We start from the raw sequence: 14,387 nt of genomic DNA on the forward strand, positions 1-14,387 counted from the left end.
TTTGTACGGTGTTAAAGTGCGGCGTATTCCGATGCCTGACGATCGGTCCAGGTCACTGTGATTTTCCAGCCGGTTTCGCCCGGCTCCTCAGCTTCCACGATACCTTTTTCAAACAACCAAGCACGCTTGCGCCCGTCCGAGAACGCAAGATCCAGTGTGACTGTCTTTCGCGGCGCGTCCAGAGCACGGTCGATGGCCTCGACCAGATCGTCAAACCCTTCGCCGGTTATGGCGGATAGGGTCAGGATCTCATCATTGCGCGAAGCTTCACGACGACGGGCGTCGGCCTCTTCCTCATCCAGAAGATCCAGCTTGTTCCAAATCTCAAGCTGCGGAGTTTCTTCATCTACACCAAGCTCGGCCATGATGGCGGCGACGTCCTGCGCCTGTTCATCCGTGCCCTCGTGGCTGATGTCACGCACATGTAAAATGAGATCTGCGGACAGAACCTCTTCCAGTGTGGCGCGGAAAGCAGCAACCAGCTGCGTCGGCAAGTCCGAGATGAATCCCACCGTGTCTGACAGGATCACCTTGCGGCCACCACCCTGCCCCGGTGTCTTGCCCAAGGCCGGCAACTCGATCTGACGCATGGTTGGATCAAGCGTGGCAAACAACATATCTTTTGCCAGCACCTTCGCCCCGGTCATCCGATTGAACAGAGTGGATTTACCGGCGTTGGTATATCCCACTAGTGCAACAATTGGGAAAGGAACCTTCGCACGGGCTGCGCGGTGCAGTTCACGGGTTTTCACGACCTTTTCCAGCTGCTTTCGCAGACGGTTCATGTGGTCATCAATGGCGCGGCGGTCGGCCTCGATCTGGGTTTCACCGGGACCGCCAACAAAGCCAAGTCCGCCACGCTGACGTTCTAGGTGGGTCCAAGCCCGTACCAGCCGGGTGCGCTGATAAGACAGTGCGGCCATCTCGACCTGCAACACCCCTTCACGAGTACGTGCGCGATCCGAGAAGATCTCGAGGATCAGGCCCGTCCGGTCCAGGATCTTGACGTTCCATTCTTTTTCCAGATTGCGCTGCTGAACCGGGCTGACCAGCCCATCAACCAGCACCAGATCGACCTCGGCCACTTTCAGGCGCTGGCTGAGATCATCAAGTTTGCCTTTTGAAAAAAGCTTGCCGGGATGCGGATCGCGCAGGCGAACAATCTCGGCTCCCAGCACCTCAAGGTGCGGAAGCGCAGCAGCCAATGACACAGCTTCTGCCAGCGCAGGACCAGCGGTCCGGCGGTTGGGGTCTGAGGTTAGTTCTGGGTGAAGGACCCAAGCGCGGGTGGCCTTCTCCTCTTGTTCAATGAGGTCTGTCAGCTGTCTTCGCCGTCATAAAGATTGATCGGTTGGCCTGGCATAATGGTCGAAATCGCGTGCTTATAGACCAGCTGCGACTGGCCATCGCGACGCAGAAGGACGCAGAAGTTGTCAAACCAGGAAATTACACCCTGAAGCTTAACGCCGTTGATCAGAAAGATCGTCACAGGAACTTTCGATTTGCGCACATGATTCAAGAATGCGTCTTGCAAGTTTTGCTTATCGGCAGCCATTTTTTATTGCCTTTTTTGTTTCGTGCTGCCGGAAAACGGCAGGAATTTCACCTGATTGTCACTATGGCTTGCTCTTTTAGGGGATTCCACCCCCAATTTACGCGGCTTCAACCGGGGTATGGCATGTAAACAACAGGATACAGGAAACAGGCCTGTGACCACGTTCTTCAGCGCCGCCAGATGTCCGGGCTGAGCAGTGCAATAATCGCCAGAGTTTCCAACCGTCCAAGGATCATTGCACCCGTTAAAACCATCTTTGCCGGTGCGCTTAGGTCTACGATTGACAGCGGATTGACTGTGGCGGCTTCGACCACGGGGCCGGTGGTGGTCAGCGTGGCGATGGTCAGGATCATCGCGCTTTCGAAATCCTGCCCCGTCAAGGCAAATAGCGCCATGATCACGGCAACAGACAGAGCCATCAACATGAAGAACACCCACGCCATATAGGCCCCTCGTCCGCGCAGGTGGCGTGCCTCGGTTCCTGACCCGCCAACCGAACTTGGATGGACCAATTTCTCCATTTCGCGCAATCCATGCAGGTAGAGCGCATAGACCCTCATCAGCTTGGCCCCGCCTGCGGTCGTGGCGACCCCGCCCCCGATCAGCGCCAAGCCCATCAACAGAAGACCGGGTGTCTCAAGGCCCGACCAGTTACGGCTGGCTTCCCACGCTTGGCTTTCGAAACCTGCCGTGGTCAAGAATGACACAACGGTAAAGAGCGACCCCCAAAGCGAGGTCAGCCCAGCGATCAGGTTCAACTCCTCGTCGACCTCATAGGCCCCAATCCAATGGCGTAAGAACAGAAAGCCGGTGAGGGAAACAACAATCACAAAGGCCAGTCGAATTTCCGGATCGCGCCAGAGCGAAGGGATCTCGCTGGCTTGCATGTCACTGGCAAAAGTTTGGCGAGAAATGGCGAAGGCCAAGAACACCGCGATCATGACCTCTCCACCGAAACCTGACACCCCGCCAGACAGACCACCGACCGGTGATATCCCACTGGTGGCAAGCGCGGACATCGCGTGACACAGCCCAACAAAAGGGCTTTCCCCGACGACGACCAGTCCGACCCACAAAGCTCCGGTCAAACCCGCATAAATGGGCAACAGGCGAACCCCATAAGTTCTGATCCGATCCGAAAAGTCGGCGACGCGGGTGATCTGGCTGTGCCCAGCCCCAAGTCGCGTATCCAATGCCGAGCCACGCGCACCAAATCGCGTGCGCACTTCAAATCCGCCAAGGGCCATCGGGGCGAGAATGGCAATCGCACCCACCCAAATGAAAAATCCCCCCATCCAGCCGACCAAAGCACGCCACAGATGAAGCGACTTCGGCAGCCGGTCAGGATCAGGAAACAGCGTCAACCCCGTGGTTGTCAGGGCCGAGACCATCTCGACGTAAGCGTTCAGAAAAGTTGTGGTGCGCAGCGCCTGATGAAACGGAACTGCCAACATTATCGGCAGAAGAACAAATAGCCCCAGAAGCGCCATAAGATGGCGACGATGTCGGGTTGATCTTGGTCGACCAGCCATAGCAATGGCCAGAAAGAAGGTCAGAAACCCAAACAGAAGCGCCCCGTACAGGAACACGCGGCCTTGATAGTACTCGGCAACCGTCCAAGCAAAGCCTGCGGGCAACAGCATCGCCAGCACGCTGATCCCCATCAGGATCACAAGAAGCGGCAGTTTGGTGATCTGGGTCAGCATGATTCCGCCCTAGAAGAAGTCGATCGAGACCTGCAACAGACGCTCAACCTCGGGCACGTCAGCGGCCATGCAGAACAATGTCACCACATCGCCTTCGTCGATGCGTACCTTGCCAGCGGGTTTGACCACCGTCTCGCCTTTCATCAAGGCCCCAACCAGAACGCCCTCGGGGAAGTCCACATCCCGGATAGCCTTGCCTGCGATAGGAGAGGTCGAAAGAACCTGCGCTTCGATCACCTCGGCTTCGGCGTCGCCCAGCGAATAGACCTCGCGCACTTTACCATGCCGGATATGCCGCAGGATCGAACTGACCGTCTGCGTGCGCGGGTTGATATAGGCGTCGATGTTCAGGGGTTCCATCAGACCCACAAGCGACGGGTCATTGACCAGCGCAATGGACATGGCGCAGCCTTCCGCCTTCGCCCGTACCGAAGACAAAAGGTTCACCTTGTCATCATCCGTAACAGCCAGAATGGCGTCGGCGCGCGGTACGCCTGCCTCTTTCATCAGTTCGCGGTTCATCCCATCACCATGCAACACAACTGTGCGTTCCAGAGTATCGGCCGCGCGCTCAGCCACATCGCGGTTCAGTTCGATCACTTTGGCGCGGATGCGATCCGTCCGGGTTTCAAGCTCGCGCGCAACAGCCAAGCCAACATTGCCGCCCCCAAGGATCACCACACGTTCCTGCCGTTTAGTAGACTTGCCGAACACTTCCAGCGTGCGGTTTACGTCTTCGCTTCGGGTGAACACATAGATCTGGTCGCCTGCGAACAACTGATCCCCAGGCTCGGGTGCAAACAGTCCCTTGTCACGGCGAACGCCGACTACAATGGCGCTGAGGGTAGAAAAAAGGTCCGTCAACTGACGCAAAGGGGTGTTCAGAACCGGACATTCATCGCCAAGCTGTATCCCAAGAAGCTGCACCTTGCCGCCCATGAAGCTTTCAATATCGAAGGCAGACGGGGCTTGAATGCGTTTCAAAACCGCCTCGGCGACCTCGCGTTCGGGGCTAATCACCACGTCGATTGGCAAGTGATCCCGCCGATACAGGTCGGCATAGATCGCATCCAAATAACTTTGCGACCGCAAACGAGCGATTTTGCGTGGGATCGAGAACACCGAATGCGCCACCTGACAGGTGACCATATTCACCTCGTCCGAATAGGTGGCGGCGATGATCATATCGGCATCCCGCGCATTGGCACGGTCCAGCACGTCCGGATGCGAGGCGTGGCCCGCAATCCCCTGAACATCCAACGTATCGGTCGCCCGCGCGACAAGCTCGGGGTTGTTGTCCACCACGGTCACATCGTTCTTTTCGCTAGAAAGGTGGCGGGCGATCTGCCACCCCACCTGCCCTGCACCGCAAATGATAACCTTCATCCGGCTCTCCTTAGAACGCGGTCCTGTAACCAGTCAGGCGCCGCTTCGACCGCATGTGACATGCGCAATCCTGTCGAAGGGATGGCAGATGGGCACGGAAGGGTCAATGGCTTGCCCTGTGACCGCGCACTCCTACAATCCATCACGCCTCGGCGGATTCTTCCTCTTCGCCCGCAACATAGGCCATACGTGCACCAGCCTTGGAGCCGGTTACGACGCCCAATGACTTCAGCTTGCGGTGCAGCGCCGAGCGCTCCATCCCGACGAAATTCGCTGTGCGCGAGATATTGCCCCCAAAACGGTTGATCTGGGTCAGCAGGTATTCACGCTCGAACGCTTCTCGTGCTTCGCGCAGGGGCATCATTGCCAGAGCCCCGGACACAACAACAGCCTGATCAGCCCCCTCTTCGACGGCAGCCTCTTGGCCCGGAAGTTCTGCTGCTGCAATCGGATCCGTACCATCCCCTAAGATCAACACCCGTTCGACCACGTTCTTCAACTGCCGCACGTTGCCAGGCCATTGCATCGTTTGCAGCATCGCTTGTGCATCCTCGGCCAGCTCGCGCAGCGGCAAGCCCTGTTCGGCATTGAACATCGATATGAAATGCGCAGCCAGTTCAGGAATATCTTCGCGCCGTTCGTCCAAGGGCGGCACTGCAATCGGCACCACGTTCAGACGGTGAAACAGCTCTTCTCGGAAGTTTCCGGCGGCAATCTCGGCCTGCAGGTCACGGCTGGTGGACGAAACCACCCGCAAATCGACCGACACCTTGTCTGCGCCGCCAACCCTTTTGAACCGCTGATCGACCAGCACGCGCAAAATCTTCGACTGCGTTCCGATAGGCATGTCGGCAACTTCATCAAAATAGACGACGCCGCCATTGGCCTCTTCCAGCAGTCCCGGCTCAATTCCGCGCTCGTCGCTTTCACGGCCAAACAACACCTCTTCCATGCGGTCGGCCTCGATCGAGGCGGAATTAACCACGACCAAGGGCGAGGACGCGCGATCGGAATTGGCGTGGATAAAACGTGCAGCCAACTCTTTGCCAACTCCGGCAGGTCCGGTCAGCATCACGCGACCGTTGGATTTGGTGACCTTATCAAGGTTAGATTTCAAGTTCTTGAAGGACGAACTTTGTCCAACCATTTCAGACGGCAGGCTATCTCGGCGTTTCAGTTCGGTGTTTTCACGACGCAGACGACTGGTCTCCATCGCGCGTGTGATCACAACCATCAATTGGTCAATGTTGAAGGGCTTTTCGATGAAGTCGTAAGCCCCCTGCTTGATCGCCGCGACCGCAATTTCAATATTGCCATGCCCCGAGATGATCACCACCGGCACTTCGGGATGATCGCGCTTGACCATCTTCAAGATGTCGATCCCGTCCATGGCACTGTCTTTTAGCCAAATGTCCAAGATCATCAGCGCAGGCGGATCGGCCTTGACCTGCGCAACAGCCTCGTCCGAGGTGCCCGCCAGTCGGGTCGTGAAGCCTTCATCCTCAAGGATATCTGAAATCAGTTCGCGGATGTCCCGTTCGTCATCAACAATCAGAATATCGCTCATGTCGGTTCTCCTGTGTTTGTAGCTTTGTCACCGCGATCTGCGCCGCTAATCGGCAAGAAGATGCGGGCCATGGCGCCAAAATGTGCGCCGCCTTTTTCTATTTCACTTTCAAAAACGGGCGCATCTTCCAGCGTCAGACGCCCGCCATGTTCTTCGATGATTTTCTTGACGATCGGCAAGCCCAGCCCGGTCCCTTTTTCACGTGTCGTCACGTAGGGTTCAAACAATCGGGCGCGATCTTCCGGCAGGCCGATGCCGTTGTCGGCAATTGTAATGCTGATCCCACCATCCACATGTCCCATCGCCACATGAATTTCGGCCTGATGTCCATCGGGTTTGCCACTTTCGTACAATGTTTCAATGGCTTCACCGGCATTCTTAATCAAATTCGTCAACGCCTGACCAATCATAGTCTGGTCAATCTCGATCAGTACAGGGTGATCCACGATCTGAGATCTGAACCGCACTTCTTCCTGACCCGTTTTCTGCAGCAGAAGGATATCCTGCAATAGCTTGGTCAGATCAGTTTCGCGCCGATCAGGTTCGGGCATACGCGCAAATTTTGAGAACTCGTCCACAATCCGGCGCAAATCGTTGGTCTGGCGCACAATCACGTCGGTGTATTGTTCAAGCGCGTCGACGTCCACGCCATCGACCTTAGAGAACTTGCGCTTGATCCGTTCCGCAGACAGTTGGATCGGGGTCAGCGGGTTCTTGATTTCGTGTGCAATGCGTCGGGCAACATCCCCCCAGGCTGCCATGCGCTGGGCTGAAACCAGATCTGTCACGTCATCAAATGCAATCACGTAACCTTCCAGACCATCATCATCACTGCGACGGGTGGCAATTCGGACCAACAGGTTTTCCTGCTTGCCATTGCGGGTCAGGCGCATTTCCTGCTGGGCACTTGGCTGACCCTTCGAAACCGCATCGAGAAGCGGTTGAAACTCGGGTACGACCAGCGACAGTTCGTGCTCTTGATCATTCTCATCTTGTACATCCAGCAGAAGCTCGGCGGCGCGGTTCAGGAACGTCACCTGCCCGCCCGCATTCAAGCCAATCACACCACCGGTGACCGAGCTGAGCACGCTGTCAAACAGACGTCTACGACGTTCAATCTGGTCGGTGTTTTCCAGCAACCGGTCACGTTGGCCCTTCAATCTGCTGGTCATCTGGTTGAAATACCGCCCCAGCATCGAGATCTCGTCATCGCCTTCTTCCTCGATGACGCGTACATCCAGATCCCCTGCCCCGACACGTTGGGCCGCACTGGCCAAACGCCCCACAGGGCGTGACAGACGCTCGGCAAACCACATTCCCATCCAAATGGCCGCAAGGATCAGGATTGCGGCGAAGCCCAGATAGATAAGGCCGAACTGGAATAGGCGTTGGCCACGTTGCGATTCAAGCTGGTTATAGACCCGCGCGGCCTCTTGCGTTTCATCCACCAGATCAAGGATGTCGCCGTTTACGTCGCGGGTCAGCAGTATGTAATGATCCGTAAAGTCCTTTAGACGGATCAACACGCGAAACTCGTTGATGTCCCAATCCTCGATCACCACGACATCGCCAGCGTCTGCCTGTGCAAACTGCTCTGACGTGGGCTGTTCATAATCAAACAGATAAGACCGCGTGCCACGTACCCGGATCGTGCCATCGCCCGAGACCACGTAGGCCTCACGAAGACCACGTTGGATGCGCTCTTGAGCTTGCTTCAGGAACTGCCCGACCTCGGCATCGGTTAACAAAAGCTGGGTCTGACGTTGTAATTCAAGGAATACGGCCATCGCGCGGGCGTCTTGCACCAGCCCATCCCGGCTTTCTTGCTTATACGCCTCGGCCGCAGCACGCGAGTTTCCAACCACGGTGCGCACGCGATCCGAGAACCACCCCTCGAGCCCCATATTCAATGTCAGCATTGCAAAGATTGCGACAAGGATCGTCGGGCTGAGCGCGATAAAGGCAAAAACACCCGTCAGACGTAAGTGCAATCGCGACCCTGCACTTTCCTTTCGGCGTGCGACAATCATTCGACTGACGCCTGCCAGAACAAACCCGGCGACCAGGATCACATAGACGATGTCTGCAAGGATAATCAGTCGAAGCGCACGACTGTCGGCGCCCTGAGCAAAAGGGCCCAGCACCAAGAACGTGGTCACGGCCAAAATCGGCCCGAACACGATCATTCCAAATGCGCCGTAAGAGCTGTACTTGCGCCAACGGCGCATGGACAGATAACGCTCGTAATTCGACTTCCGCACCGCGCGTTGCGCCACTGTGCTCGCCCTCATAAAATCTCTGTCCGCAGCCTCATGCAGACAGTTGCCGCCAATATGGTTCGGATCTTGTGCCCGAATGCCACGCTATGTTGCCCTTTTACATCAACTTGCGGCGGCGTGTCACCTCGATTTCGAGCTCGGTGATCTTTTTACGCAAAGTATTGCGGTTGATTCCCAGAAGATCGGCACATCTGGCCTGATTGCCCCCTGTGGCATCCAATGCGATTTCGATCAATGGAAGCTCAATTTCCCGCAAAATGCGCTGATACAAGCCAGTTGGAGGGAGCGCTCCGCCATGCAAATCAAAATATCGCTGCAAATGTTGCGCAACCGTATCAGACAGACGCGCATCGGCCATTTCCTGCCCATTGGTGCCGCCCACCGAAGAAACGCTAACCGCCTGCGCGCCCGTAGTGCCAAGGGCTGCTTCGAATTCAGCGGATGCAATGCGGTCATCGATTCCTGTAACCGCCAATCGACTGATCAAATTCTCAAGTTCGCGCACATTCCCCGGCCAGGGATATGCCCTGAGCGCTGACGCTGCGCTTTCTGTCAGCTGACGTTTTGCAAGCCCGTCCTGCGCGGCACGATTCAGGAAGTGCTCTGCCAGCCCGACAATATCCTCAATCCGGTCGCGCAACGGAGGAACTGGAATAACAATCCCCGCTAGGCGGTAGTACAAATCCGATCTGAATCGCCCGGTCGCAGCCGCGCTTCCCAGATCCCCCTGCGAGATCGAAAGAACGCGCGTGTTGTTTTCCATCACTGCATCAAGAACGCGCGCCAGTCTTCCCTGTGCCGCGTCGTCCAGATCCTGAATGCCGTCGAACAAGATAACCCCATCCCGCGCACGCGACAGAAGCGTTTGCACCGATTCCGGGTGGCTTAGATCGTCAGGCGTGGCAACGACAAACGGCGCAACCCCGCGATCTGAAAAATCATGCAGTGCGCGCGCAATCAAAGACTTCCCGACACCGCTTTCCCCGGTGATTAGCACCGGCAGATCAACATTCAGAACCCGTGCAACCAGACGATAGAGCTCTTGCATTGCTGGGCTGTGCCCGACCAAAGGCAGATCATCCACATCGCGTGCCACCGGTGGTTGGGGATTGGCAAGTTCAGCGGGACGTACACGCTTGCGTTCCAACGCACGCGCGGTGCGTTTCATCAACTCTGGCAGGTCGAAGGGCTTGGGCAGATAGTCAAATGCGTCGGCTTCGGCCGCCTGAATGGCAGTCATGATCGTGTTCTGCGCTGAGATCACAATCACAGGCAAATCCGGGCGCAGCTTCAAGATGCGTGGCAAGGCCTCAAGCCCATTGCCGTCGGGCATCACCACATCCGAGATCACAACGTCCCCGCGGCCCTCTTCGACCCATTTCATAAGTGTCTGGATCGAGCCTGTCGCATGCACACGGCATCCCGCGCGAGTCAGCGCCTGTGTCAGAACCGTGCGGATCGTACGATCGTCATCGGCCACCAGAACTGTTCCATCCATCTCAGGACTCCTTAGGGTTTACGACTTGTTGCGTGAAGAGATTTTGCGACGGGAAGACTGATCCGAAACGCCGTGCGCCCCGGAACAGAATTGACCGAGATCAGCGCACCATGATCCGTGATGATCTTGGACACCAGCGCCAGCCCCAGACCGGTGCCGTTTTCACGGCCCGAAACAAAGGGATCAAATACACTGTCAGCGATATCTGGTGGAAGGCCGGGACCGTCGTCAATGACTTCGACCTGAATGGGAAGATGCGCCTGATCCCCGTTGGGCAGAGGCACCCGCAATCCGCTGTCATAGAACGTCTTCAGCGTAATATTCCCCTGATTACCAGAGGCTTCCGTTGCGTTCTTAATCAAGTTCAGGAACACTTGCTGGATCTGGTCCGCGTCGACGAAGACGTCCGGCAAAGACGGATCATACAGCTTGGAGATCTCCATTCCTGCGGCATAGCCCAACTGCGCCGTTGCCCATGCGCGATCAAGCAGGTCATGGATGTTCGTCGGCTGACTTTCAGGGGGCCGCAGATCTCCGAACCGTTCGACCTGATCAAGAAGTGCGACGACGCGCCGGGTCTCGGCGACGATCAGATCGGTCATTTCCTGATCCTCGGGCGGCAATGACATGGACAAAAGCTGCGCGGCCCCCGAGATCCCCGCCAGCGGGTTCTTGATTTCGTGTGCAAGCATTTCGGCCATGCCGATGGCCTGACGCGCGGCTGATTTCGTGCCTTGAACCTGCCCCAATGCCTCGGACCCGCCGCGTGGCTGGAGGATCACGATATAGCCTGAGGACGCTCCCGGCTCTTCAGGCAAAGGCGCGATGTGAAGATTGACGTCGCGCGTCGTGGAGTCGGACAAGCGCATATCCACACCATCCACGTAAAGCGCGTTGCTGCTTTCACGGACGCGGGTCAGAAGTTCGTCAAAATCCAGCGAGAACCCCAGCGTTACATTGGGATGCCTGCCAACCAAGCGCCGCTCGGACAGGTTCAGAAAACTCTCAGCCGCCCCGTTCACACGAAGGACAAGCCCTTTCCCATCAAGCTCCAGCCCCGGCACGGGCAAGACAGACCAAATGCGATCATCGCGGGTCATGCGGCCTTCCTTTCAGCGCTAAGGGCTTTGGGGATCAGGTCAATTACCTGTAGCGGATCGCGCGACGACAGGATCTGCCGCCGCAGATCGGGATCCGTACCCGCGTCATCCATGTACCAGCCCAGATGCTTGCGAATGACCCGCGCACCCAGATCGGGACCGTAGAAGTCCAGACAGGCGCGATAGTGATCCGCGACCAGATTTGCCAACACTTCTCCGCTGGGAATGTCAGGGGCCGGCGCGCCATAAAGGTCATGCGCCACCTGCGCCAACAGCCAGGGTCGTCCGCCAGAACCGCGCCCAATCATCACCCCATCTGCGCCGCTTTGGGTCAGCGCTTCTCGGGCAGTGGCGCTGTCGACGATATCGCCATTGGCGATGACGGGGATCGACACTGCTTCTTTCACCGGGCGGATCGCGGTCCAATTGGCCGTGCCCTTGTAAAACTGACAGCGCGTGCGCCCATGGATGGTGATCAGCTGAATACCGGCACTTTCAGCCAGCCGTGCAAGCTCGGGTGCGTTCAGGCTGGTGTCATCCCAGCCCAGCCGGGTTTTCAGCGTGACGGGGATGCTGACCGCGCCCACGATCGCTTCGATAAGGCGCAACGCGTGGTCCAAATCGCGCATCAATGCTGACCCGGACATGCCGCCGACCACTTTACGTGCCGGGCAGCCCATATTGATATCGATCAGCCGCGCGCCATTCTGTTCGACCATACGCGCCGCCTCGCCCGCCCAGTAAACGTCCCGCGCGGCCAGCTGGACCGAGGTCTTGTCCAACCCGAAGCCCAGCTCGGCCCGCTCGCGCACGCCCGGCTTGGCCTGCACCATCTCTTGACTGGCGACCATTTCGGACACCACAAGCCCCGCCCCGAACGAGGCGACCAGATTGCGAAACGGTAAATCGGTGATCCCGGCCATCGGGGCCAGAATCACGGGCGTTTCCAATTGAAGGGGTCCGACGGAAAGAGACATGCTTATTCCTTGTGCACTGCGCATAGTTAGGGCTGACCGCCCGAAATATATCAACATTTCGCGGAGTATTCGAGCATCGGATTCATATTCTGCACATTTTTTAGGCAGTATTTGGGGTGCAGACTGCAGAGTTGTTCTTCCTCTAAGCACAGCCTAAACAACTTGTATGACGACAGCAGCCATCATTGTGGCCGCCGGGCGCGGGACACGCGCGGGTGGCGAAGTGCCGAAGCAGTGGCGCCAGATTGCCGGAAACAGCGTCGCAGCCCATACGGTGCGCGCGTTTCGGGCGCATCCCGAGATCTCGCAGATCATTCTTGTGATTCACCCGGATGATCACGAATTTGCCGATCCGATCGAAGGCGTTACTTTGGTGCATGGCGGGGCGACACGGGATGCGAGCGTCCATGCCGGGCTTCAGGCGCTCCGCGCGGACGACCCTGACCACGTGTTGATCCACGATGTTGCGCGGCCTTTGGTCTCGGATCAGGTGATCCACGACGTGATCGCCGCGCTTGATCACACGCCGGGCGCAGCCCCTGCCCTTCAGGTTACGGATGCGCTGTGGTGCGGTGCAGATGGCCAAGTTGTGGGCACTCAGGATCGTGCGGGGCTGTATCGGGCACAGACTCCGCAGGGCTTTCGCTTTGGCGAAATTCTGAGCGCGCACAACGCACATGACGGCGGTGCTGCCGATGATGTCGAGGTTGCCCGCGCCACCGGGCTGGACGTTTCCATTGTTGACGGTGACGAACAGAACCTGAAAATCACCACACCCGGCGATTTTGCCCGGGCCGAGCGACTGCTTTTACAGCGCCAACAGAAGAATAAGGAGAGCCGGATGGATATTCGGGTGGGCAGCGGCTACGACGTACATGCGTTTGAGGATGGGGACCACGTAATCCTTTGCGGGGTTAAAATCCCGCATGACCGCAAACTGAGGGGACATTCGGATGCCGATGTAGGCATGCATGCCCTGACCGATGCCATCTACGGCGCACTTGCGGATGGCGATATTGGCCAGCATTTCCCGCCCTCGGACCCCCAATGGAAGGGTGCTGCCAGTGATATTTTCCTACGCCACGCAGTCGCGCTGGCGGGCGAACGTGGGTATCGGATCTCGAACGTTGATGTGACGCTGATCTGCGAACAGCCCAAGATCGGACCCAATGCACTGGCAATGCGTGCTGCACTGTCGGACATCATGGGACTGGCAGTGGACCGGATCAGTGTGAAAGCCACCACGAGCGAGCGTCTTGGCTTCACCGGTCGATCCGAGGGCATCGCCTCGATGGCCACGGCAACCCTGATCGGAGCCTAACATGACCCCCTCGACCGCCAAGCTAATCGCCACTTTCTTCTATTCGGGCCTTCTACGCCCCGCCCCCGGCACATGGGGCAGTCTGGCCGCCCTGCCCGCCGCATGGATCCTGCATCAGATCGGCGGTCCTATTGCGCTGATCGGTGCCACCATTCTGGCCTATCTGATCGGTCTAAAAGCGACTGAGGCCTATACGGCCGGCAAATCAGACCATGATCCGTCGGAAGTTGTGATCGACGAAGTGGTCGGCATGTGGATCACGCTGTTCCCTGTCTCGTTCGGAGCGTGGATGATGGGCGCGAGCATTCTGGCGCTCTACCCCGGCTGGATCGTCGGCTTCTTGGCGTTCCGCTTGTTTGACATCACCAAATGGGGCCCGATTGGCAAAGCGGACCGCCGTGGAGACGCAACCGGCGTGATGATGGATGACGTCTGGGCCGGTGTCGCGGCGGCGATTGTGGTCATCATCTCGGCCTATGCGGCCCATGAGTTTTTGATGTGATAGATACTTCCGCCCTTCTGGACCTCTGCCGCGCGCAGGGCCTAAAGCTCGGTACTGCAGAAAGCTGCACTGGGGGAATGGTCGGCGCATGGTTGACCGAAGTGCCGGGCAGTTCGGATGTGTTTGATCGTGGCTTCATAACCTATTCCAACGCCGCAAAGCAGGACATGTTGGGGGTACAGAAAGCCACGCTCGACACTTACGGAGCTGTATCAGAACAGGTCGCAGCCGAAATGGCCGTGGGCGCTTTGGCGCGTTCTCAGGCCGATATTACTGTATCCATCACGGGCATTGCTGGCCCCGGCGGGTCCGAACACAAGCCCGAAGGTCGGGTTTGTTTCGGTTTGGCCCATGGCGATATCATCCATGTCGAAACGCAGGAATTTGGTGCGCTGGGCCGGGACAAAGTGCGCGCTGCCGCCGCCAAACACGCGCTTATGCTGCTTACACAAGGGGCAGAGGCGAGATCAGTTCAAGCCTGATCCGTTCTTACCTC

12 protein-coding genes are annotated in these 14,387 nt (G+C 57.7%); 3 read left to right on the plus strand and 9 right to left on the minus strand.

Annotated elements, in window-relative coordinates:
- Positions 1-11: 11 nt before the first annotated feature.
- From hflX to dusB, 9 genes are all read right to left on the minus strand, one after another.
- On the minus strand, positions 12-1,310 hold the full coding sequence (hflX, locus tag ALP8811_RS06935) for a GTPase HflX (RefSeq protein WP_108856405.1): 1,299 nt from the start codon (positions 1,308-1,310) through the stop codon (positions 12-14).
- An 8-nt stretch (positions 1,311-1,318) separates the two neighbouring features.
- Entirely contained in the window at positions 1,319-1,555 is a 237-nt protein-coding gene (gene hfq / locus ALP8811_RS06940) for an RNA chaperone Hfq (RefSeq protein WP_091430174.1), read from the minus strand.
- A 167-nt stretch (positions 1,556-1,722) separates the two neighbouring features.
- Positions 1,723-3,261 (minus strand): TrkH family potassium uptake protein, encoded by a 1,539-nt coding sequence (locus ALP8811_RS06945; RefSeq protein ID WP_108856406.1) that lies wholly within the window; start codon positions 3,259-3,261, stop codon positions 1,723-1,725.
- Between the two features lie 9 nt (positions 3,262-3,270).
- Positions 3,271-4,647 carry a Trk system potassium transporter TrkA gene (gene trkA, locus ALP8811_RS06950; protein WP_108856407.1) on the minus strand — a complete coding sequence of 459 codons (1,377 nt, stop codon included), beginning with the start codon at positions 4,645-4,647 and terminating at the stop codon, positions 3,271-3,273.
- Between the two features lie 142 nt (positions 4,648-4,789).
- Entirely contained in the window at positions 4,790-6,214 is a 1,425-nt protein-coding gene (ntrX, locus tag ALP8811_RS06955) for a nitrogen assimilation response regulator NtrX (protein WP_108856408.1), read from the minus strand.
- On the minus strand, positions 6,211-8,505 hold the full coding sequence (locus ALP8811_RS06960; protein WP_181363703.1) for a sensor histidine kinase NtrY-like: 2,295 nt from the start codon (positions 8,503-8,505) through the stop codon (positions 6,211-6,213). Before ALP8811_RS06960 ends, ntrX begins: the two co-directional genes overlap by 4 nt.
- An 85-nt stretch (positions 8,506-8,590) precedes the next feature.
- Entirely contained in the window at positions 8,591-9,991 is a 1,401-nt protein-coding gene (locus tag ALP8811_RS06965; protein ID WP_108856410.1) for a response regulator, read from the minus strand.
- An 11-nt stretch (positions 9,992-10,002) separates the two neighbouring features.
- The gene (locus ALP8811_RS06970; protein WP_108856411.1) at positions 10,003-11,091 is read right to left on the minus strand and encodes a two-component system sensor histidine kinase NtrB; all 1,089 of its coding nucleotides are present in this window, start codon (positions 11,089-11,091) and stop codon (positions 10,003-10,005) included.
- The gene (gene dusB, locus ALP8811_RS06975) at positions 11,088-12,068 is read right to left on the minus strand and encodes a tRNA dihydrouridine synthase DusB (protein WP_108856412.1); all 981 of its coding nucleotides are present in this window, start codon (positions 12,066-12,068) and stop codon (positions 11,088-11,090) included. The genes ALP8811_RS06970 and dusB overlap by 4 nt, the downstream gene beginning before the upstream one ends.
- A gap of 166 nt (positions 12,069-12,234) precedes the next feature.
- Between dusB and ALP8811_RS06980 the strand changes: the two genes are divergently transcribed.
- The 3 genes from ALP8811_RS06980 to ALP8811_RS06990 are packed head-to-tail and all read left to right on the plus strand — an operon-like array spanning position 12,235 to position 14,373.
- Complete coding sequence (locus tag ALP8811_RS06980; RefSeq protein WP_108856413.1) at positions 12,235-13,389, plus strand: bifunctional 2-C-methyl-D-erythritol 4-phosphate cytidylyltransferase/2-C-methyl-D-erythritol 2,4-cyclodiphosphate synthase; 1,155 nt, start codon at positions 12,235-12,237, stop codon at positions 13,387-13,389.
- 1 nt (position 13,390) lies between these two features.
- On the plus strand, positions 13,391-13,891 hold the full coding sequence (locus ALP8811_RS06985) for a phosphatidylglycerophosphatase A family protein (RefSeq protein WP_108856414.1): 501 nt from the start codon (positions 13,391-13,393) through the stop codon (positions 13,889-13,891).
- Positions 13,891-14,373: a CinA family protein gene (locus ALP8811_RS06990; RefSeq protein ID WP_370738901.1), complete on the plus strand. Its 483-nt coding sequence runs from the start codon at positions 13,891-13,893 to the stop codon at positions 14,371-14,373. The genes ALP8811_RS06985 and ALP8811_RS06990 overlap by 1 nt, the downstream gene beginning before the upstream one ends.
- Positions 14,374-14,387: the final 14 nt, after the last annotated feature.

Source organism: Aliiroseovarius pelagivivens (assembly GCF_900302485.1).
In the GTDB taxonomy this organism is placed as follows: Bacteria; Pseudomonadota; Alphaproteobacteria; order Rhodobacterales; family Rhodobacteraceae; genus Aliiroseovarius; species Aliiroseovarius pelagivivens.